We start from the raw sequence: 22,295 nt of genomic DNA, 5'->3' as shown, positions 1-22,295 counted from the left end.
AAAATCATTTAATTGATAAATAAAAGGATTAAATTATCTGGCTAGAGCCACATGACATTATCTGAATTGATAAGAATTGAAGATTTAAGAATCTTGTTAATTGTTACAGGAACAATTTTTGAAATTAATAAAGTTGCATTGGAAAAAGCTAAAGTTTTTAGCAAAACTTTTAAAACTGTGATTAAAACCGTAACAAAATAAAAAAACAAGTTCGTTACTTTAGGGACTTTTGCTTTCATCTTAAACCCCTTTTGTTTTATTTTTGTTTACATTTACTTTGGTTATATAATAAATATAAAATTTTTTAAATATATTTAATTTTAAATATATTTAATTTTAAATTTTTTATATTAATTAATTTATATTAATTAATAAATTATTGTAAAAATTACTAAACTATTAAAATCGTACATTAAAATAATTAAACAATATTTACTAATATTATTATTTTTATTTATAATAAATAAAATTTAATTACTATAAATGAGCTATTTTTTAATATTATTCACAACTTATTTTTATTCTCTTAAACTAAAATATATGGCTTTAAATTTGAATATTTTTTAAACTTTTTTTTAAATTCGTCAAGTAAAATTTTATTATTTTTCCCATTTATATAAAATAGTCCCAACTCCTGCAACAAAAAATAATATTATTGCTGCATAAAAATTAGCCATTACATCAAAATAAGTTATTAAAACAAACCCAAATAAAGGACCCAGCAATCCTCTAATCCCTGTCAAAGTTACATGAAACCCCTGAAAAGTGCTTGATTCTTTATTTTTAGCAAAATAAATTGAACCAAGATTCCACATAAATGAAAGTCCTGTTAGAGCCAGAGAAAAAAATGAAAACCCAAGATAAACCCATAAACTTTTATCTGGTAAAAATTTTGAAAAAATTAAAAGCAATGGGAAAAATATTATTGTAAAATATGCAAATGTTCCTACTCTCCATGGTTTAACCCTATCTATAAAAAGACCTACAAAAGGGAAAAGCAAAGTTCTAAATAACATTGCAAAAACACCTTTTGCATATGCCATCTGTGAATATGAAAATCCCAATATATTTATTAGATAAACAGGAATTGCTGGTTGAATTATCATAAAACCAAAACCATATGTCATAAATAATGCTTCAAAAACAAGAAAATCTTTAACTTTTATTATCTCTTTTATATTTTCTAAGAAATTATGCTTATGACTAATATTTTGATTAGATTTGATTTCAGGATAATTAGTTTTTCTATCTATTAGAATTAATGCAATAAAAGAGGTAGATGAAAAAATACCTACAAAAGATAGGATTATTTTGTAATTTAAAGGATTTATATCAAGTACCTTACCTGCTATTACAGACATAACCATTGTTAATAACATTAAAATCATTCTATAAACACCAAAAACGAATCCTCTTTTATAAGGAAAATGTCTTTGATAAAACATATTAATAACTGGAAAAGAAATTGAATAAGTTGAATAAAATAAAAATAGAAAAACAAGGTACAAATTTGTTGATTTTATTATAAAACTAAACAGGAAAATTAATCTGCCACCAATAAGAGCAAAGGTTAAAACTTTAGTTTTGGGTTTTCCTTTTAAATACGATGTAAAAAAAAGTGAAAAAATAAGTGTTGAGAACATTATAACTGAAATTAAAGAGATCTGGAATTTTGAAGCTTTTAATGCTTTTAATGCTATTGTTTCTTGAAGTATCAATATACCTTCACTAACACCATCAGAAAAGCCACTAATAAGTAAAAGAAAAAATACATTTTTTTGTTCTTGATTAAATTGAAGGTTTATTATTTTCCTTTTCATTAATTATTATTTAATAGAAAATTAAATTTTTACAAAAATAAAATAATATTTTCTTAACAATTATTTGCAGTCAGGTTTTATTACTTCTTTTCTACTCCCATTCTATTGTTGCAGGAGGTTTAGAACTTATATCATACACAACTCTTCCTATTTCTGGAATGGTATTGGTAATTTTATTAGAAATCTTTTCAAGGATTTCATAAGGAATTTTACTCCAATTAGCAGTCATCCCTTCAGTACTGTTAACAGCACGCAATGCAGCAACATAACCATATTTTCTGTTATCACCAACCACTCCTACACTTTTGACTGAAGTTAAAACAACAAATGCCTGCCAGATTTTATCATACCAACCGGTATTTTTTAGCTCATCAATAAATATTTTATCAGCCAATTGAAGAATCTTCACTTTTTCTTCTGTTACTTCTCCAATAATTCTTATAGCAAGCCCTGGTCCTGGAAATGGATGCCTTTTTAAAATAGAATCAGGAATACCAAGATACTTTCCAATATTTCTTACCTCATCTTTAAATAGAGATTTTAAAGGTTCAACTATTTTTAATTTTAGGTGTTCTGGTAAACCACCAACATTATGATGACTCTTTATTTTTACAGTTTTTTTCCCACTTGCTGCAGATTCAATTATATCAGAATAAATTGTTCCCTGAATTAAATATTTGACATCATTATCCTTTTTAGCAACTTCCTCAAACACTCTTATAAATTTTTCTCCTATAATTTTTCTTTTTTGTTCTGGATCAACAATATTTTTTAAAGCTTTAAAAAAAGTGCTTTTAGCATCTACTATTGTCAGGTCTATATCCAGCAATTTTGTAAATATCTTTTTTACCTCATTTACTTCATCATATCTTAACAAACCATGATCAACAAATACAACATTCAAATTTTTTCCAATAGCTTTATATGCTAAAACAGCAGCTACAGAAGAATCAACCCCTCCAGACAATCCAATAATTGCTTTATTATTTCCAATAGTTTCACGCATTTTTTTAATTTCAATATCAACAATAGATTTCAAATTCCACTGTTTTCCACACTTACAAATATTAAAAATAAAATTTGAGATTATTTTATCACCATTTTTTGTATGATGAACCTCAGGATGAAATTGCAAAGCATATATCTTTTTATCTGTATTCTCAAACCCTGCAATAATTCCATTATCAGAAACTGCTGATATATTAAACCTTTGTGGAACTTTTTCTACACTATCACCATGACTCATCCATACATTCAATGTTGTTTCACCAGTATTTAAAATATTATGAAATATACTTTGATTATTTTCTAATCTATCTTCTTTTATTTTTATAATTGTACTACCATATTCAGCTATTTTACCTTTCTTCACTTTCCCCGATAGAGAATTTGCAATTAGTTGCATTCCATAACAAATACCCAATAAAGGAGTTAAAAAATTTGAATTAGAATCTGAAATGTATTTTAAAAATCTTTCAATTTCAGGATATTTCTCCTCATTAACACTACCAGGACCACCTGATAAAATTATCCCTTTAATTTTATCTATATTTTTCTCTAATTTATCATTTGTTTTATTGTCTTTATTTGCTTTTTCATTTTTTTTAATATTTGTATCTGATTTATTATTTATTTTAGTATATTCATATCTTTTTTTAATTATTTTATTTTTTAGATTTTTATATTTATTTTGATTATTTTCAGAATTTTCAAGATTATTTCTTTTTTTATAATATAAATCAAATACATCATTCAAATCATAATTATTGTTGAAAAACAATCCACAAATTTCATTAAATTCCTCAGGAGAAATAACTTCAGAATAAACCTCAAATTGTCTGATTTTTTTTGCAATTAATCTTGTATATTGAGACCCAAAATCAACTATCAATATTTTTTCCATATTTTAACCACCATAAAACAATAATTTTTGATTATATTTTTTTTATCATATATAAAAATATATGCTTTCACTACCTCAGTAAACCTATATCCTTTCTATAATACATATTCTTAAAATTAACATTTTTTATAAATTCATAACTTTTTAATCTTGCTTTTTCTAAACTAACATCAACAGATGTTATTGCTAAAACTCTACCACCATCAGTTATAAGTTTATTATTTTTATTTTTTGCACCAGCAATAAATATAAAAGAATCATCAATTTCAACTGTTTCACTTCCTTTATCAAACTTAATTTCATACCCTTTTTCATAATTTTCAGGGTATCCCTCTGATGCTAAAACAACTGTACAGGAATGTTTATTCTTCCATTTCAATTGTACTTTATCCAACCTGCCTTCAATTGTATCTAAAAATAATTGTAATAAATCATTTTCCAATAATGGTAGGATACTTTGAGTTTCAGGATCACCAAACCTAACATTATATTCAAGCAAGTAGGGAGTATTATTATTAATAATAATACCAAAGTATAATATTCCCTGATATATTAAATTTTCTGATTTCATACCTTTAATTGTTGGTTTTAAAATATTTTCAATAAATTTATTATATACTTCTTCATTTAAAAATGGGTGAGGAGCAATTGATCCCATTCCACCAGTATTTAAACCCTTATCATTATCTTTTGCCTTTTTATAATCCATTGAAGAAATTAAGGGGATGTAGTTATAATTTTTATCTATTAAAACTAATATTGATGTTTCATACCCTTTTATAAATTCTTCAACAAGAAAATCAGATTTAAAATTAAGATAAATATTTTTAACGCTATCAGGATCTTTTTCTAATTTTTCCATAAAACTCATATCATAAAAGTGTTTAAAAAGTATTTCATCAAAATTATCCTCATTTTCACAAATAAAAACCCCTTTTCCAGCTGCTAATCCATCCTTTTTAACAACTAATGGAAAAGTAAAATCTTCTACAACTTCAAAACTATCAACAGAATCTTTTATTATTCTAAATTCAGGTATAGAAACCCCATACTTTTTATTAAAAAGCCTTGCATATATTTTGCTTCCTTCAAATTTACTTGCATTTTTATTGGGGCCAAATACTTTTAAATTTTCTTTTTCAAGAATATCAACAATTCCTTCAACTAATGGTTTTTCAGGTCCTACAACTGTTAGACCAACATCATTTTCTTTTAAAAAGGAAACCAATGAATCAAATCCATTGTTAGCATCTAATTCAATATTTACATTTTCACATTTATCTATAAATCTTTCTCCTCCATTTCCAGGAATAAAATATATTTTATCGACATTTTTACTCTTAGATAATTTCCAGCAAATTGCACTTTCTCTTCCACCGTTTCCTATAACTACAACTTTCATTTTTAGTCTCCAATTTCTATTTTTTTATTATTTATTTATTTTTCATCAATGTTTAAAATGCCTTTGTCCTGTAAAATACATAGATATTCCCAATTTATTTGCTAATTCAATAGAATCTTTATCTCTTATTGAACCACCCGGTTGAATTATTGCTTTAACTTTGTATCTTCCAGCCAATTCAACCACATCATTGAATGGGAAAAAACCATCAGATGCAAGGTAGAGGTTTTTATATTCTTTATTGTTTTTAAGATTAAACTTGTTCATAACATCTTTTGCATTTTCCAGTGCAATTTTTGCAGCATTAATTCTATTCTGCTGTCCAGATCCTATTCCCAATGTCATAAAATTTGAACTAACTACTATTGCATTGGATTTTGCATATTTAGCTGCAATGTATGCAAATTCAAGCTCTGTTTTAATTCTTAATTCTGAATTATTTTTAGCATCTACATCAATGCGATTATTATCAAAATTAGTAACTTTTTCAAATTTTTTCAATAATTTATTATCTTCACTCTGTACTAATAAACCATTATTTACTGAAGTAATGTCAATATTATAACTATTATAAAAATAATTTTCCCCTTTCATATTATTTTTTTTAATTTTAATTTTATCTTTCAATCTAAGTAATCTTAAATTTTTCTTCTTTTTCAATATTTTTAAAGCATCTTCTGTAAAATCATAAGCAATAATGATTTCTAAAAAAATTTTTGATAACTTTTCTGCAGTTTCTTTATTAACAACACTATTAAAAGCAACTATCCCTCCAAAAATTGAAATCGAATCTCCCATATACATTTTGGAAAAAGCATTTACAGTATCTATTCCAAGAGCAATTGAACAGGGAGTATTGTGCTTAACTCCACAGCAGGCAACTTTAAAATTAAAATTAGAATTTCTATCAAACTCAGATACAACTTTCCATGCAACATCAATATCTTTTATATTGTTGAAAGATAATTCTTTCCCATGAATCTGTTCAAAATTTTCAAATACACTTTCCTGGTCACCTCTTATATAGAAATTTGCTTTTTGATGAGGATTTTCCCCATATCGTAGCTTCATTTTCAATTTTAATGGTATGGTTAAATATCTTGAATTTAAAAAACTAAATTCATTTTTCATATAATTTCTATATTCTAAATCTTTATAATTTTTATCTTCTGAAATTTTAAACTTATTTATTAATTTATTAGAATCTAATTCTGCTAAAATTTTATCTTCACCAATTTTTTCATCCAACAACTCTATACTGTTTTCATCTTTATTAAATGTACTATCACTAATAAAATGAGACTCTTCAATTGAATCATTACTTTTTTGTAATTCAATATTAATTTTTTCTGAAAAATATGAATGGATCAAACTATCATAATAAGCTGTAAAATTAAAAACTTTTCTTGCAAGATTTAATCTAATAAATTTAGAAATTTTCCCTTTATAAATCAACTCAAACTGAATAGTTGAAAGATCACTTTTATCTATAACAGGAACAACATCCCTATAGTTTTTAGCAGCAGCTCTTAACATTGTAGGGCCACCAATATCAATAAACTCCTCAATATCTGTAAAATGGATATTTTCTCTTAATTTTTGTTCAAAAGGATAAAGATCAATATATATTAAATCAAACAATGGGATTTCCAACTTTTCAATAATTTTCATATCTTCAGGATTATCCCTCCTTGCAAGTATTCCACCATGAATAACTGGATGTAATGTTTTAACTCTACCATCTAAAATTTCTGGATATTTAGTAATACTTGATATTAAATTTACTTCTATTCCATGATTCTTTAAATATTTTGCAGTATTTCCTGTAGAATATATTTTTGTACCGATTTCCTGCAAAAATTCAGCAAATTGTTCAATCCCTTCTTTTTTGTAAGCACTTATAATTGCATTTTTTATGGGTTTTCTCTTTCTCAATTCTTTTAAATTTTTAAATTTAATAATTTTATCTTTTTTCATCTTTTATCCTTTAAAATTAATATTTTATATATTGTTTTAATTATTTCACTCTTCCTCATTACAAAATAAAATATTTTCTATAACCTTTGAATAATTTTTATGTTCAAGTTTATGAATTTTTTGTTCTATTTTTTCCAGATTATCATTTTTATTAATTCTAAATGCAAATTGATCAATAATAGGACCAGTATCCACTCCTTCATTAACATAATGAATTGTTATCCCTGTATATTTAACCCCATATTTATAAGCTTTCTTGATTGCATTAAGACCTTTAAACGCTGGAAGTAAAGAAGGATGAATATTTATTATTTTAGGATAATATTTTCTTATAAAAAAATCAGGTATAATTTTCATAAAACCTGCAAGTATTATTAGTTCAGGTTCAAACTTATTACAAAATTCATCAAGCTTTTTAAAAAATTTTGACCTATCATTTTTATCCCATTCAATAATCATTGAACTAATATTTAGCCTTTTTGCTCTTATTAAAACATAAGCATCCTTATTTTCAGAAATAAGGAAAAAGTTTAATTTATAAATGCTTTCCTTTTTTTGTTCATTGTTGTTATTGTTATTATTGTTTAATTTTTTATAATATAAATCTTTTTTATTAAAATATTTTACAATCGCTTCAAAATTAGAACCATTTCCAGAAGCTAAAATCAAAATATTTTTTGTTTTACCATAATATTCCATAATAATTACCTGTAATTCCTATATATTTAAATAAAAAAATGTTTAAATATTTTTAATAATATCAATAAATCTTTATATTATAAAATAATAACATTATAAATAAATTCTTACTTTATTATCTTTAGAGCGAATTACCCTTCCAACCATTGAAGATTGATTCTTAACTATTTCTCCTAATAAAATTGGTCTCTCTCCAAAATTTTTTAAGATATTATTTACTTTTTCTATATTGTCTTTTGAAACTATATAAACTGCTGAAATCCCCATATTAAAAACATTAAACATTTCTTCTATTGCTACACCAGCATTCATAATTTTTTTAAATATTTCTGGTATTTCAATATTGTATTTAATATTGGCAATATACCCATCAGGAATAATTCTATTTAAATTACCAGGAATCCCTCCTCCTGTAATATGTGCTGCTGCTTTAATTAACTTTGATATTGATAAAGTTTGATCAACTATTAACTTTGTTGGTGCTATTAACTTGTCTTCAAAATTTATTTTTTTGTTTTCTAATAACATATTAACAAGTGAATATCCATTTGAATGGATTCCATTTGAAGTTAGTCCTATAATTTTATCTCCTTCTTCAATATCTCTTTCTAACAATAAATCCTCTTTTTCAACTACACCTACAACAAATCCTGCAATATCAACTTCCCCATCTCTAAAAATTAGAGGTAATTCAGCAAGTTCACCACCAATAAGTTTACAATTAAATTTATTTAAAATTGAATTTAAATAATTAATAAACAATGTTGTATCTTCTACATTTAATGAATGAGTACCTATATAATCCATAAAAAAAATAGGTTTTGCACCGAGACATACTATATCATTTAAATTCATTGCAACAAGATCAATAGCAGCTATCTTCCATAATTTATGTTTTTTTAATAAAACCAATTTAGAACCTATCCCATCAGTTGATGAAACCAATAATGGTTTAGAATATTTTTCTAAAATCTCTGAAAGATCAAAAATTCCACCAAATAACCCAATACTTCCACCTATATTTGCTTTTAAATTTTTAATCACTGAATCTGCTTTGTTAATATCAACCCCACTTTTTTTGTAATCAAAATCATTCATAAACATCATTCCTTATATTATAATTTATAATCCTAAAAATATAATTTTTATATATTAAACATTTTTTATATATAAAACATTTTAGATAATATTTTATTTTTATTAAAAAATTTTATTTTTATTTTTCCCTGTTATAATATTTTTATTATATTTTTTTCTGTTATAATAAATTTATTTTTTAAAACAGTGAAAACAAAATTCATAATACTTTTCCCCTAAGTATTTTTTTATTGTATTTAAAGAAACAAAATTTATACTATCAGCTCCAATTATTTCTGAAATTTTCTCTTCATCATTTTTATAAGCAATTAATTTTTTTTTATCCGGGATATCTATACCCCATAAACAATTATTCACAACTTTTGGACTTGCTATTCTTACATGAATCTTTTTTGCTCCATAATTTTTTAATAAAGAAACTATTTTTTGCATTGTAGTTCCTCTAACAACAGAATCATCAACAAGGATTATATCTTTATCTTTTATAATTTCAGGTATAGGTGATAATTTTTTAAAAACAATATCTTCTCTTTGTTTTTGATCAGGTGCAATAAAGCTTCTACCTATATATTTGTTTTTAATAAGCCCTATTTCTAATTGTATTTTTGATTCTTTAGAATACCCAATTGCTGCTGAAAGGCCACTATCCATAACAGGAATAACAATATCAGCATTAACAGGATACTCTCTATATAATAATCTACCTAAAATTTCTCTAAAATTGGAAACATTTAAGCCACAAAAATTTGAATCTGGTCTTGCAAAATAAATAAATTCAAAAAAACAAAATCGTTTCGGAACAAATTTCTTATCATCTTTATTATTTATTTTATTATTTATTTTATTATTTATTTTATTATTTTTTTTATTATTTTTTTTATTATTTTTAATAAAATCACTCTTTTTATTATCTTTTATAAAATCCTTCTTACCAGATATCTTATAATCTTTTTCCAGACTTTTTATTAATTTACTTTTTAATAAAACTTGGTAATTTTCAATTAAATTCTTATAATCCATATCCAGCTTTATTCTTTTTACCTTTCCATCTTTTACTTCAACTACCTCACCGGGTTCAATCTCTGAAATTTTATCTTTTTCCGGTTGAGATTGCTGAATAAATTTAAAACTTGAATCTTCTGAAGAAAAATAAACTCCCTCTTTTGTTTCATAAACAAAAAGTGGTCTTATCCCAAATAAATCTCTTAATGCAACTATTCTATCAGGAAATAACAATAATAATGAATAAGATGGTAAAATATTTTTTAAAATTACATCCCGTATTTTTATGTAATTCCAGGAAGAAGGTGGAGTTTTAAATGTTTTTATTAATATATGAGCAAAAAGTTCTGTATCAGATTCAGTTAAAAATAATGAACCATTTTCCATAAATCTTTTTGATAATTCTTTAGAATTTTCAATATTACCATTATGAACTATTGCAAAAGGTTGATTAAAATAATTTATTAAAATAGGTTGGGCATTTAATAAGGAAGAAGCACCATTAGTTGAATATCTAACATGTCCAATTCCCATATTCCCGTTTACTCCATAATAATCATTTGAATTGATAAGATTATCAACAACACCTAAACTTTTAAAAACTTTAATTTCATCTGTACTTGCAATTGCAATTCCTGATGCTTCCTGACCTCTATGCTGTAAACTTAAAAGCCCTGTAAATAAAGTATTAATTAACCTGTTATTATTATAACTGTTATCATTATATTCATCATTATATTCATTACCATATTCATATTCATTTTCATTATTATTTTCATTGTGATATTTACTATGATACGAATTAATGGCTTCATCTTTATAATTATCACTATTATCTTTTTCATTATATTTATTATAATTTGCATTATTGTATTTATTATATTCATTATTATATTCACTATTATCTTTTATATTATATTTAATATTATATTGACTACTATATTTTTTATCATATTGATCAGTATATTTGTTATAATACTCATTATGCCTATAATTTTTAATAGTTTTATAATAAACTCCAAAAATTCCACACTCTTCTTTCATTTTTTATAAACCTTTTTTTTAATTTTCTTTATTCTTTTTTACTCCATATGCTCTTTAATATTGTTAAAATAAATCTTTTTAAGTTCTTCTAAATCAATCTCTTCTTTTGATAGGATCTTTTTATTTAAAACTTTTTCTGGATTACTAATGTGTTTTGTTTTAGATTGAAATTGGTTCTCAGAATCGATATAATTCAAAATTAATTGATCTGGTACAACTATTCCTAAAAATTTAGCATTTACATCAAACTTCTTACAAAAATTTAAAAATATTTTTTCAAAATCTTTTGATACAGATACTATAAATCTTGATTGATTTTCTCCAAACAACTGGATAGAATCATTTCCAAAGTATCCTTCAAAACCAAAGTTTGTATTAACTAAAGACCTGAAAATCCAGTATAACAAACCCCCTTTTGAAATATTTGTTACTGAATTTACAATTTTATTCTCTATTAATAAACTAATTAATTTATATAACCTCAATTCAAGTTCTAAATTAGCTTTATCCACCCTTCCACCAATAAAATTATACAAAGTTTTCAAATAAAAACTTCCCCCTATTTTATTCTTATCAACATCTATTTTCCCAACTACATAAACTCTATCATTTATATTCTTAAAATCATGAGTCATTATATTTTTAATATTCTTTATTTTCCCAACCATTCCAATTACTGGTGTTGGATATATTGATTTTAATGTTTCATTATAAAAACTTACATTTCCAGAAACTACAGGAATCTTTAAATCTTTGCATGCTTTTGAAATCCCTTTTACTGATTGAATAAATTGATACATTACTTCTTTTTTCTCAGGATTACCAAAATTTAAATTATCTGTTACACCAGCAGGAAATCCACCAACAGCAATAATTTTTCTTGCTGCATTAAATACAAGGTTATAGCTTCCAGTAAATGGATCCAGATAATTCTGCAAATGATTATCTACAATATTAGTTGCTATCCCTTTAATACCATCTTTTATCCATAAAATAGAAGAATTATAACCAGGTGATAATACAGTATTTGTTTGAACCATATAATCATATTGTTCATAAACCCATTTACTACTACTAAAATCAGGATGATTTAATAAAACTTTTAAAATTTCAACATTGGAAAATTTGTTAAATTTTGTTAGATAATTATTTGAGTTGTTTTTTGTTTTATTCACTGCAAAAATAGGTACATTTTTAAAATTATTTTCTGAAAATTCCTGTTTTGACAACTTTATAAATTCTGAATCCTTAATTTCATTAAAATCAACATTATAAAATTTTGAAGGGGCATTTACTAAAAAATCTATATCAATATCTGCAATTTTTTTGCCATTTTTATAAACTTTATAATATTTATCTTCAGTTAATTCACCAATAACAGAAAAATCCAGATAATATTTATATGCTAATGATTCTAACTTTTTTACAGCTTTTTCATTAATTACTAGAAGCATCCTTTCCTGTGACTCAGAAAGTAGTATTTCCCATGCTTCCATCTTTTTTTCTCTTAAAGGAACCTTATCCAGATTAAGTTTACAACCACAATTGGATTTATAAGTAATTTCTGAAGAAGAGCTTAAAAGTCCTGCTGCTCCCATATCCTGAATTGCAAGTACACCATCAATATTTACTATTTCTAATGTTGCATCAATTAAGTTTTTTTCAGCAAATGGGTCACCAATCTGAACTGAGATTCTGTCTTCCTTCCCTTTTAAATTTTTTGATGCAAAAGATGCACCATGAATACCATCTCTTCCTGTTTTTGAACCAAAATAAGCAAGCAAATATTTTTTATCCCTCTGTTTTTTAAAACCAACTTTTGAACTCATTATTTTTTTTTCATCAGTAATTCCAATACACATCACATTTACAATTGGATTTGTTTTATAAATCTCATCAAAAGAGGTTTGTCCACCTATAGTTGGAACTCCAATAGAATTACCATAACTACTTATCCCTGATACTACACCTTCAAAAATATTTCTTGACTTATTATCATTAATATTGCCAAACTTTATTAAATCCAGGAGTGCAACAGGTTTTGCACCCATTGCAAGTACATCTCTTACAATTCCCCCTATCCCTGTTGCAGCACCCTGAAATGGTTCTATTGCACTTGGATGATTATGGCTTTCTACTTTGAATACTATTGCATAATTATTGATTTTAATATATCCTGCATTTTCAGAATCTATCTCTCCAAATTCTTTTTTCAAAAGTTCTTTTGAATGTCTATATCCACAATGTTCAGACCACTGCGCTGAGAAAATATATACTTCGGTATCTGTCAATTTCCTATCAAATTTATTAAAAATTATATCTATATCTCTATCTGAAAGCCCTAAATCTTTTGCTAATTTTCTCATTTTTAACCTCAACATTTTTATTTTTTCTTTTTTATTATTTATTTTTTATTATTTATTATTTATTTTTATTGTTTATTTTTTATTGTTTATTGTCTTTATTAATTTAATTTATCAAAAAACCTTTATTTTTATTAAAATTACATATCTTTAAAATTACATTTCTTTTTCTATAAATTTTTTAATTGAATAAAATAGATAAAAACCATCCTTTTTCTCTCTAAAAAAAGCAACCTGTCTTTCAGGATGAGGCATCATACCAAGTACATTCAAATTTTTGTTATAAATTCCTGCAATATTATCTAATGAACCATTTGGATTTTCTTTATATTTTAGTGCCACCAAATCATTTTTTTTTAAGTATTTCAAAGTTTGATCATCAGCATAATATCTTCCCTCAGCATGTGCTATTGGTATTGTTAAAGTTAAAATATTTTCAGGAATATATTTTGTAAAAGGGGTATCTCTATTAATAATTTCAACTTCAATATTTTTACAAATAAATTTTCCACTATTATTTTTTGATAAAGTCCCTTTAAGTAGCCTTGATTCAGTTAAAATCTGGAACCCATTACAAATTCCTAAAACTAAACCTCTTTGTTTAAAAACAAACTTATTTATACTATCCATTATATTTGAAAATTTAGCCAATGCACCAGCTCTTAAATAATCCCCATAAGAAAACCCTCCTGGAATAAATACAAGGTCATAATCCAGATCTTTTCTTGACTCATGCCATATTAAATCTGTTTCAAAACCTGCTAATTCTAGTGCATATTTAGCATCAAAATCACAATTGGAACCATTAAAAACTATTACTGCTGCTTTTTTTAACATTTCATACCTCTTAATTAAACTTCTTCTAATATTGCTATTTTAAATATAACAAATGAATTTTAAATAATACCTTTTAAAATAATGATTTACATTTTTAGTAAAATCTTTAATATTCTTTTTTTTAGTAGAACCATAAATTATTTTAAAGTATCAACAAGTTTTATTTCAAATGTCTCCAACACAGGATTTGATAAAGTATTATCCACAATTTCATTCGCTATATTAATTGCCTGTTCCTTATTATTCGCTTCAATCTCAAAATCCACTTCTTTTTTAAATTCAAGAGAATTTATTTTATATCCACTTCTTTTTAAAACTTTTAGAATTGTTTTTTGTTCAGGATCAATTATCCCCTCTTTGTACCTTATTTTTGCAATAAATTTAAATACCATTATCTCTCTCCATTATTATTTAATTCTATTATATTTAAAATCTTTTCATATGCAGAAATTAAATCCCCTGTATCATTTCTATAAACATCTTTATCAAAAGATTTTAATGTCTTTTTATCCCAGAACCTGCATGTATCAGGAGAAATTTCATCACCAACTAAAATCTCTCCATTATAAACTCCAAATTCAAGTTTAAAATCAACAAGTAAAATTCCAGATTTTTCAAAATATTTTGATAGGATTTCATTAACTTTAAATGAAATGTTTTTAATTTTAATTAGAGAATCATTATCTATTATATTTAGAGACAATATTGTATTTTCGCAAATTAGAGGATCATTTAAATTATCATCTTTTAAAGAAAATTCTATTAATGGAGATTTAAATTTTAATCCATTTTTTATACCATATCTTTTAATAAAACTTCCTGTAGCATAATTTCGAATAATAACTTCTAATGGGATAATTTCCAATTTTTTTGCCAAAATTAAATCTTCATCAATTTCTTTAATAAAATGGGTTTTTATCCCTTTTTCCCCTATAAACGCAAAAAGGAAAGAGGTTATTTTTTTATTTATAACCCCTTTCCTTTTTATAGTGTCCTTTTTTAAACCATTGAAAGCTGTCACATCATCTTTAAATTGTATGAGGACAGAACTCTCATTATAATAAAATACCTTTTTTGCCTTTCCTTCATAAAGTAATTTCAAACCTCTCTTCAAAACTACCTCCTATATTTTTTTAAATTAAAACTAAATTTAATTAAATAAAAATGTATCAAATCAAATCTAATATCCTTTTTGCCATATATGCAGCATTTTTCATCCCATGTTTTCCTATACCCATTGTTGCAACAGGAACTCCAGATGGCATTTGGACAATTGATAATAAAGCATCAACACCATTTAATGGGCCAACATCCCTTGGAACTCCTATAACAGGAATTTTAGTTAAACTTGCAACAATTCCTGGTAATGCTGCAGACAAACCTGCAACAGCTATTATAACTTTTATAGTATTATTAAGATTGTTAATAGTTTTAATCAATTCAGAAAGATCTCTATGAGCAGATACAATTTTAATTTCATAATCAATTTTCATTTCATCAAGAATATCTGTTCCATACTTTAAAAATTGCTCATCGGATTTACTACCAGCAATAATTAAAACCTTTTTCACCAACTACCCCTAAAATATTTTAATCATTGAAAATTATAAAATTAATTTTCAAATATTCTAACAATTAACATTTATGTTTTTAATTTAATCTATCAATTTATAATTATTCTTCTTTTGAAAGCTAATATTTATTAAATTAAAATAAAAAATCAAGCTTTTTTTTAAAAAATTTTTTATTATTTTTTTTATCTTTATAAATAGATTAATCAAACTACTGGATTTAAGATAAAAGGAAAATTTATTAAGTGTTTTATAGAATATACTTCCCTAGCAGGGTAGGATATTATGAGCAACCTGATCTATATGCCAGATTAATCTTTCATAAGACCCTGTATCAAGTGCTCTTTGCCCTGTTAACATACCTGTTAAAAAAACAGGAATTATTCTATTTGAACTAATTCTAATTATTCTATTTGACCCTCTTCTATTTGCATATTTATTATAACATGGACATGTAATAGTATAAGTCCCAATTTTTTTATTAAAATTTAAGGATAACACGCTTTTTAAATATTTTGATACAAAAGCATTTACAACAATTATGACTTTTGGTTGAATATTACATATTAAATTAATCATTAAATTTATCTGGTCTAAAATAAAAGGATCTTTATTATTAATTAAGTTTACTATAGCATTTTGACTTGTATTTCTAACAGCTACAAGGTCAATATATTCCCAATCTTTTTTATTATTTAAAACCTTACCTGCAATGTCCTTGAATTTTTTAAAATAATCATATTTATCTCTTGCTAATCTTTCAATATCTAAATATGTTTTAATTAGTTGATTTTGATTAAAATTATAATTACTATAATTTTGTAAAATAAAATTATAGTAATTATAAAAAAATTCCCAGCTATAAAAATACTCTACACTATATTGATATCCTTTTCTTGTACTTGGGTTTAAGAGAGGAGAATATTTTGTCCCTTTAAATATCTTTCTAAAAGCGACCATACTAAAAGATGGATTTAATCCTATAAATAAAAGTGAATCCTTTTTAAAATCATTATATAACATTGGAATTAAAGGGATTGGAGGAATTAAAGAGCTTGAATTATTAAAATAATTAGTTTTACCTGGACTATTATAATATTTTATCCATAAATTAATTAGTTCACTATTAATTAGGTCACTATTAATTAGGTTAATATTTGGCATTTTAGACTCCTAAAATGATGACTATATTAGCTGGACGTATCTTCCTCGTAAGGCATTCTTTCAGTCCCTCTTTTGTAGTCTCTTCACATGCATCGTGTCTTGAAACACTACAATTTTTCCAAAAAAATATGGTTCATCATTAAATCATTCCACAAGCTTCCGATAGTGTTCATCATATTTCCACGCATGATTTATTTAAAATCATTCTTGGTTTTAGGCTTGGCATATTAACACCTCCTTTTTGTTAAAAAAAATGCACATAACGGTTCCGAGTGGATCTGAAGTTTCCTGAATGGGAATTTGGGCAGAGTGCCGAAGGCACGAAACCAGATACGCTCTATTATGTGAAGTGCCATACTTACCATTATTTCTTACTTCGGATAAACATTCCCGCTTTCCAGCATTTGCCAACCTTTGCTAGTTTTACCCAGCTCAAGACAAATTACCCATCCTAATTTGCACATTGAGCTTATTTCCGTAGAAACTGAAACAGGTCCTATCGTTTCTCCACCCTCTATATAATCCTCAAGCCACAATTTACGGGGCTCAATCTTTGTTACACAGAAATATCCATCCACCCTTTCGGTAAAATCTTCAGGTGGATTATTCTGAATATAATCATATATCAAACTGGATAGTTCCTCCACCTTTGGGAGTTCATCCTTGAGTTCATCAACTATCTCAGCTGTATTCTCATATTCTTCCTCATTTATGTATCCCTTTTCATTCATCCATTTCACAAATTTCCGCATGACCCTACCAACCGTTTCCATTAGCCCTTTACCGCCCATCACTTTTCTGTTCATGAAATAATCGAGGAATTCATTAATTACGGAGGAGCTTATTTTATCTGGTCCAAATATTTCACAGAACTCTTTATTTTTATCATAGAGTTTATCAAAGAGTTTTCTATCCTTTTCGTCCAGATATTGATAGGCATAGTCATTCAAGTAATGCTTAAAGAGATACATTGCATCTTCATATCTTCTATAAGTGCTCGGTTTCAATCGAGCTTGCTGTTCCTTCAAAAACTCTCCGATAACCTGTTTTATTGTTTTCATTTTTTAACCCCCTTTGTTCTTTTTAAATGGCATTTCGCCTAACGGTCGGCGGATATGCGAAGCCCGTAAAGGTTTGGGTGAGCGTAAGCGAACCGCATACCCGCCTGTTATCTGATGTGCTGTACCGATTATTTGCAGTCATACAGGCGAGAAAACTAACTCTCATCATCCAATTCCTCCCAAAATTTATTAATAGCCCCCTCTAAATTCGCCTTTGCCTGCTGGTAATTCTCTAATATTGTGTCTGTAAAAGACCGACTATGTGCTATACAGTTTCTCATATCTTCTATTGGTTTTAAGTTCTGTTTTATTGATGCAATTAGGTCTTTATATTTTTCTTTGATGATTCCCCTGTTCTGAATACTCTGCTTCAATTCATCAAAGTCATTTGAAGTTATTATCATTTCCATTAGGTCGTTCTGATCAATCTTTTTTAGTTCATTTAGGCGTACATAGTCACTAAATAACAAGAAGAAAAATTCATTTTCAAGATGACTCTTAAAATAGTTTTCATCTGGTTTATTGTTTCCATTGAGCGGTTGTGTTTTAACATTAATTTCTTTCAGTAAATTGTAATACTCATCATTGTAAGTATTTATAAAAATATAGGAAATTATCTCTCTCAACTTCATCTCAATTTCATAAATTTCTTCTGCATAGTTTTTATGGTCTTCAAGCATCGGCTCATCAAAATATTTAAAGACAACATCTATATTTTCATCATCGCTGAGAAAGTTTCCATATTCCTTTATGATTTCTTTGTTATTCTCATCAATGTCTAAACTGAATCCAGCGATAAATTTATTTCTGTTTGCATAAGTGCTATGATTGTATTTTATTTCTATCCAGTTAAAGATAGACCAATCTTCTAAATTATCAGGCTTTTCTTCTATTGAAAAGTCTATTGTGGTAGAATTATCTAAAGTTTGTTTCAGCAGGTCTAAGAGATATTCCTTTAGGTCACCGTCTATGCTATGAACTATTTGAAAATCAACCCTCATTGTTTTCACCTTTTAGAATGATATTTTCAACTTCCTGCTTTGCTTTTTCTAAAATTTCTTTTGCTTCTTTCTGCAACTGCTCAGCTTTTTGCATTCTTCTTTTGACTTCTTCTGCTATTTTATTTTGAACAGAAAGAGGAGGGAGGGGGATTTTAAGATCGAAAAATTGCTCTAATATTAAATTTCTTATTCCTGTTGTTTGGTTTTGCACTTTTTCGGTGTATTTATATTTATATAATACTTTCATAACCGCAAAGAAATAATCACTTAAACACCTTTTATTATCAATTACCAGTCTTTCTAAAAAATTAGAATAAAAATAATTTTCTGGGTGTTCAAAATCAACTAAAGCAACTCTTCCTACTGGTTGGTCAGGGCTTCCCCCTGACTTTTCTAGCAAAATATCTCCTTTTTGTAAGTTATACTTGCTAAATCTATTTTTTTCTATATATCTTACAGGTAAATTTTCTACTGATAAATTAAAATCATTATTGAAATTTACATTCCTAACAATCTTTACTTTTTTGAAGTTATTAGTAGTAACTTCTATTTCTGCTATTCCCCAATCTCCTGAATTATGACTTATAACAATTTCTTTAATTTTAATGGTGTTATATCTACTATTTTTTATACAATTCTCTAAAGCTTTATGCTTACTTGAATAATAATACGGGTCTAATCTTCCTCCTTTAACATCATCTGAATAAACTGAAAAAGTCATCTGGTCTTTTAACTCTGGTATTTTTATACCAAGCTCAGAAAGTACATAATTGTTTATTGAGTCAAGAAGTTGCTGGGCTTCGGCTTCTTTTTGTTTTTTTAGGTTGTATGCTTGTTTTATTTTGGAGATCACTTTTTGCTGAGTTTCAAGAGGTGGGATTGGAATAATAATCTTTTTTAGTTCCTCAGGCGTTATAGCTGGATAATTTCCACCGCTATTTCTTTGAAGCATCTGTTTTAATGCTAGCTTAGTTCTCAAGAAAAATAAAAGGTATTCTTTATTAATTTCTCTTATTTTTAAGTTTCTTAGAATAGCAAACCCTGTTGAAGCAATAAAACCATCTTTGCTTTTGTCTATTAAAGAAATTGCCCCCCTATGTGGTCTTGTAGTTGAAACAATAATATCATTTTCTCTTACAATCATTTTGGCTCTACTAGGAGCTTTACTTTTTTCGTAATAAGTTATGTTTCTGATTTCGCCAGTAGAAGTATCAATCTCGCTAATTTCGATATATGGGAATTCCTTATCAAAAAAATCTTTTTGATTCCATGTTTCGCTTGAAAATTCAATAACTTCTCCTAGCCGTTTAGATTTTAGTTTAGATAATTCTCTCTGCAAGTTTCTAAACTCAGGCCTATAATAAAAAGGGTCAATTCTTCCCTCGATTTCATCTCTATGAACTACAAAGCACTCCATAGTTAAACACCTTTATAGTTTTTAGGATTTTCTTGAAATTTTTTGTATTCTTCTAATATTTTATCCAAATCATTCTGCGGGTCTTTTCTGCCCGTTGCGTCATAGCCTATATGCTCTGCAATTGCCATAAATATGGGGTAATTACTAAGTTTTTCACCCTCAGCTTTTCTCCTCAGGAATACAAGGGATGCTTTAACATCTGCTCCATAATGGCTAAAAGCAAATTGTGGCAATGAGATAACCGCCAAAATCTGGCACTTCTCCATAATGTAATCCCTAACATATTGAAGCGATGAATTTGTTAAAATTCCATCGGGTAAAACTATGCCTATTTTACCAGTTCCGGGTTTTAAGAAATCTATTGCTCTTTCTATGAATAAAATTTCTGTTTTCTGGCTTTTCCTTTTTTTGCACTTTGCCCCCAATTCATATTTGTCTAAGTAATTTTTCTCCGTTGCTTTAACTACCGCTCCAAAAGGTGGATTTGTGAGGACAATATCAAAATGATCTTTCTTGAAACCCTTATGAATTGCTTGTATTTTGTCGAAATCCTGTAAAGCGTCAGTACTAATTACATTTGTATGTCCGTCGTCATGAATAATCATGTTCATTTTACATACACGGGCAATCTGGTCATTTATTTCGATACCATACAAATTATTTTGTGCAAAACCGTGCCAGTGTTCCCAAGCCTCTCTTTCATCATAATGGGCTTCTGCATATTCTCTTACATGATCCATTGAGTTAAGTAAAAAACCTCCACTACCAGCAGCGGGATCTAAGACTAAATCATCCTTTGTGGGATTAAGCATTTTCACCATAAATCTGATGATCTCACGAGGAGTGAAAAACTGCCCCATTTTTCCTTTAAAGAAATCAGTCATAAAGGTTTCAAAAGCAACTCCTTTGGTATCTAAATCTGTTTTAGTAAAGGCAATACCCTGTAGATGTTCCACTACACTGTAAACGATTTTAGGCTCAAGTCTTATGTCTTCTTTGAATACCTCAGCGTCCTGTTGTTTTGCTTTCTGATATATTTCATTTATTCTTTTAAAAACCTCTTCTGCAGTTTCATGAGTTCCTATCTGAAATTTGTAAGGTTTTCCTTTAGGTGTGTCTTTCTCATCTTTTAACTTACAAAATAATAATTTAGAGACTTCATCGAAAGCAGTTGTAGGGGCCAGTCTTCCACCCTGCCATACAGTATCATGAGATTTCTGTAATGCTCTAATAAGCTCATCTTTCGAAACTGTTTTTATATCATTTAAGGGATCTCCTTTAATAAATCTGTACTTTGGAGCCTTGCCATATCTCTTTGGTATGTCAGAGATAACATTTTTTTCTCTTTCACTTGGCTTAAATCCAGCAACATCAAAAGCTGTTCTTGTTGTACCTGCAACAACTATGGCGTATTTTGCCCTTAAACTATTAGCATTACCAAAAACTTGCTCTATAGCCTGTTTAAACTCAGCATCGGAAATTCCATCCCTTTTGCATTCAACCACAAGATATGGCTTTTTAAGCTCATCATCCTCATAAACTACGATATCCGCTCTGTCCTCAGGAGTTCTTCTTGGAACTGTTACTTCAAAATTAATTCTTTCTTTGGGATACTGATAATCAAGCACCAATTCTGCAAAATAAGCAACTCTTACTTTTTCCTCTGGATTTTTGAAGCTTGTAGAATAATCTCTTGAACAATGATAAATTATTCTGGTTTCGTCTTCATTAAATGAGATAATTCCGTTTTCTTTTCCTCTTTGAATGTTTTTCTCAAATATTGAGTCTTTGTTAGTTTCCATCTTTCTCACCTTTATTAATGTTTTCTCGCCAGTTAATTTTAGTATTTAGTTGGCACAGCATTTCAGATAACGTTCCGAGCGTATCTGAAGTTCACCGAAGGGGAAATTGCGCGGAGGTGCGAAGCACCGTACCC

General features: G+C 26.9%; 18 protein-coding genes. All 18 read right to left on the bottom strand.

The window, feature by feature from the left end; all coding sequences use genetic code 11:
* Positions 1 to 41 precede the first annotated feature (41 nt).
* The 18 genes from ACZ5EC_RS12600 to ACZ5EC_RS12515 all read right to left on the bottom strand — a co-directional run bounded on the left by ACZ5EC_RS12600 (position 42) and on the right by ACZ5EC_RS12515 (position 22,161).
* Positions 42 to 239 carry a hypothetical protein gene (locus ACZ5EC_RS12600; protein ID WP_464302834.1) on the bottom strand — a complete coding sequence of 66 codons (198 nt, stop codon included), beginning with the start codon at positions 237 to 239 and terminating at the stop codon, positions 42 to 44.
* A 360-nt stretch (positions 240 to 599) separates the two neighbouring features.
* A complete protein-coding gene (locus tag ACZ5EC_RS12595; protein WP_464302833.1) occupies positions 600 to 1,820 on the bottom strand; it encodes an MFS transporter in 1,221 nt (406 codons plus the stop codon).
* A 91-nt stretch (positions 1,821 to 1,911) separates the two neighbouring features.
* On the bottom strand, positions 1,912 to 3,723 hold the full coding sequence (gene guaA, locus ACZ5EC_RS12590) for a glutamine-hydrolyzing GMP synthase (protein WP_464302832.1): 1,812 nt from the start codon (positions 3,721 to 3,723) through the stop codon (positions 1,912 to 1,914).
* 70 nt (positions 3,724 to 3,793) lie between these two features.
* Complete coding sequence (gene purD / locus ACZ5EC_RS12585) at positions 3,794 to 5,125, bottom strand: phosphoribosylamine--glycine ligase (protein ID WP_464302831.1); 1,332 nt, start codon at positions 5,123 to 5,125, stop codon at positions 3,794 to 3,796.
* Positions 5,126 to 5,170: 45 nt separating this feature from the next.
* Positions 5,171 to 7,102 (bottom strand): hypothetical protein, encoded by a 1,932-nt coding sequence (locus ACZ5EC_RS12580; protein WP_464302830.1) that lies wholly within the window; start codon positions 7,100 to 7,102, stop codon positions 5,171 to 5,173.
* Between the two features lie 45 nt (positions 7,103 to 7,147).
* Positions 7,148 to 7,801, bottom strand: coding sequence for a phosphoribosylglycinamide formyltransferase (purN, locus tag ACZ5EC_RS12575; RefSeq protein WP_464302829.1), 654 nt, complete (start codon positions 7,799 to 7,801; stop codon positions 7,148 to 7,150).
* Positions 7,802 to 7,894: 93 nt separating this feature from the next.
* Complete coding sequence (gene purM, locus ACZ5EC_RS12570) at positions 7,895 to 8,899, bottom strand: phosphoribosylformylglycinamidine cyclo-ligase (RefSeq protein ID WP_464302828.1); 1,005 nt, start codon at positions 8,897 to 8,899, stop codon at positions 7,895 to 7,897.
* A gap of 171 nt (positions 8,900 to 9,070) precedes the next feature.
* Entirely contained in the window at positions 9,071 to 10,945 is a 1,875-nt protein-coding gene (locus ACZ5EC_RS12565; RefSeq protein WP_464302827.1) for an amidophosphoribosyltransferase, read from the bottom strand.
* A gap of 38 nt (positions 10,946 to 10,983) precedes the next feature.
* Positions 10,984 to 13,311, bottom strand: coding sequence for a phosphoribosylformylglycinamidine synthase subunit PurL (gene purL, locus ACZ5EC_RS12560; protein WP_464302826.1), 2,328 nt, complete (start codon positions 13,309 to 13,311; stop codon positions 10,984 to 10,986).
* A gap of 153 nt (positions 13,312 to 13,464) precedes the next feature.
* The gene (gene purQ / locus ACZ5EC_RS12555; protein WP_464302825.1) at positions 13,465 to 14,145 is read right to left on the bottom strand and encodes a phosphoribosylformylglycinamidine synthase subunit PurQ; all 681 of its coding nucleotides are present in this window, start codon (positions 14,143 to 14,145) and stop codon (positions 13,465 to 13,467) included.
* Between the two features lie 137 nt (positions 14,146 to 14,282).
* Complete coding sequence (purS, locus tag ACZ5EC_RS12550; protein ID WP_464302824.1) at positions 14,283 to 14,537, bottom strand: phosphoribosylformylglycinamidine synthase subunit PurS; 255 nt, start codon at positions 14,535 to 14,537, stop codon at positions 14,283 to 14,285.
* The gene (gene purC / locus ACZ5EC_RS12545; protein ID WP_464302823.1) at positions 14,537 to 15,259 is read right to left on the bottom strand and encodes a phosphoribosylaminoimidazolesuccinocarboxamide synthase; all 723 of its coding nucleotides are present in this window, start codon (positions 15,257 to 15,259) and stop codon (positions 14,537 to 14,539) included. Before purC ends, purS begins: the two co-directional genes overlap by 1 nt.
* A gap of 55 nt (positions 15,260 to 15,314) precedes the next feature.
* Positions 15,315 to 15,716: a 5-(carboxyamino)imidazole ribonucleotide mutase gene (locus ACZ5EC_RS12540; protein WP_464302822.1), complete on the bottom strand. Its 402-nt coding sequence runs from the start codon at positions 15,714 to 15,716 to the stop codon at positions 15,315 to 15,317.
* A gap of 267 nt (positions 15,717 to 15,983) precedes the next feature.
* The gene (locus tag ACZ5EC_RS12535) at positions 15,984 to 16,880 is read right to left on the bottom strand and encodes a hypothetical protein (RefSeq protein WP_464302821.1); all 897 of its coding nucleotides are present in this window, start codon (positions 16,878 to 16,880) and stop codon (positions 15,984 to 15,986) included.
* 371 nt (positions 16,881 to 17,251) lie between these two features.
* A complete protein-coding gene (locus ACZ5EC_RS12530; RefSeq protein WP_464302820.1) occupies positions 17,252 to 17,941 on the bottom strand; it encodes a hypothetical protein in 690 nt (229 codons plus the stop codon).
* Between the two features lie 155 nt (positions 17,942 to 18,096).
* The gene (locus ACZ5EC_RS12525) at positions 18,097 to 18,942 is read right to left on the bottom strand and encodes a hypothetical protein (protein ID WP_464302819.1); all 846 of its coding nucleotides are present in this window, start codon (positions 18,940 to 18,942) and stop codon (positions 18,097 to 18,099) included.
* A complete protein-coding gene (locus ACZ5EC_RS12520; protein ID WP_464302818.1) occupies positions 18,932 to 20,359 on the bottom strand; it encodes a restriction endonuclease subunit S in 1,428 nt (475 codons plus the stop codon). Before ACZ5EC_RS12520 ends, ACZ5EC_RS12525 begins: the two co-directional genes overlap by 11 nt.
* Positions 20,360 to 20,361: 2 nt before the next feature.
* Positions 20,362 to 22,161 carry an N-6 DNA methylase gene (locus ACZ5EC_RS12515; RefSeq protein ID WP_464302817.1) on the bottom strand — a complete coding sequence of 600 codons (1,800 nt, stop codon included), beginning with the start codon at positions 22,159 to 22,161 and terminating at the stop codon, positions 20,362 to 20,364.
* Positions 22,162 to 22,295: the final 134 nt, after the last annotated feature.

This window comes from Exilispira thermophila (assembly GCF_055389015.1).
Note: the sequence above shows the minus strand (reverse complement) of the source record. Positions and strands in the feature narration are given on the sequence as shown.

What these genes read in the sequence shown, in the direction of transcription:
- purN (WP_464302829.1), bottom strand. Translation starts at nt 7,801, where the DNA reads ATGGAATATTATGGTAAAACAAAAAATATTTTGATTTTAGCTTCTGGA.
- purM (WP_464302828.1), bottom strand. Translation starts at nt 8,899, where the DNA reads ATGAATGATTTTGATTACAAAAAAAGTGGGGTTGATATTAACAAAGCA.
- purD (WP_464302831.1), bottom strand. Translation starts at nt 5,125, where the DNA reads ATGAAAGTTGTAGTTATAGGAAACGGTGGAAGAGAAAGTGCAATTTGC.
- ACZ5EC_RS12595 (WP_464302833.1), bottom strand. Translation starts at nt 1,820, where the DNA reads ATGAAAAGGAAAATAATAAACCTTCAATTTAATCAAGAACAAAAAAAT.
- ACZ5EC_RS12600 (WP_464302834.1), bottom strand. Translation starts at nt 239, where the DNA reads ATGAAAGCAAAAGTCCCTAAAGTAACGAACTTGTTTTTTTATTTTGTT.
- ACZ5EC_RS12525 (WP_464302819.1), bottom strand. Translation starts at nt 18,942, where the DNA reads ATGAGGGTTGATTTTCAAATAGTTCATAGCATAGACGGTGACCTAAAG.
- purS (WP_464302824.1), bottom strand. Translation starts at nt 14,537, where the DNA reads ATGGTATTTAAATTTATTGCAAAAATAAGGTACAAAGAGGGGATAATT.
- ACZ5EC_RS12580 (WP_464302830.1), bottom strand. Translation starts at nt 7,102, where the DNA reads ATGAAAAAAGATAAAATTATTAAATTTAAAAATTTAAAAGAATTGAGA.
- purQ (WP_464302825.1), bottom strand. Translation starts at nt 14,145, where the DNA reads ATGTTAAAAAAAGCAGCAGTAATAGTTTTTAATGGTTCCAATTGTGAT.
- ACZ5EC_RS12515 (WP_464302817.1), bottom strand. Translation starts at nt 22,161, where the DNA reads ATGGAAACTAACAAAGACTCAATATTTGAGAAAAACATTCAAAGAGGA.
- ACZ5EC_RS12530 (WP_464302820.1), bottom strand. Translation starts at nt 17,941, where the DNA reads ATGAAAACAATAAAACAGGTTATCGGAGAGTTTTTGAAGGAACAGCAA.
- guaA (WP_464302832.1), bottom strand. Translation starts at nt 3,723, where the DNA reads ATGGAAAAAATATTGATAGTTGATTTTGGGTCTCAATATACAAGATTA.
- ACZ5EC_RS12520 (WP_464302818.1), bottom strand. Translation starts at nt 20,359, where the DNA reads ATGGAGTGCTTTGTAGTTCATAGAGATGAAATCGAGGGAAGAATTGAC.
- purL (WP_464302826.1), bottom strand. Translation starts at nt 13,311, where the DNA reads ATGAGAAAATTAGCAAAAGATTTAGGGCTTTCAGATAGAGATATAGAT.
- ACZ5EC_RS12565 (WP_464302827.1), bottom strand. Translation starts at nt 10,945, where the DNA reads ATGAAAGAAGAGTGTGGAATTTTTGGAGTTTATTATAAAACTATTAAA.
- ACZ5EC_RS12535 (WP_464302821.1), bottom strand. Translation starts at nt 16,880, where the DNA reads ATGCCAAATATTAACCTAATTAATAGTGACCTAATTAATAGTGAACTA.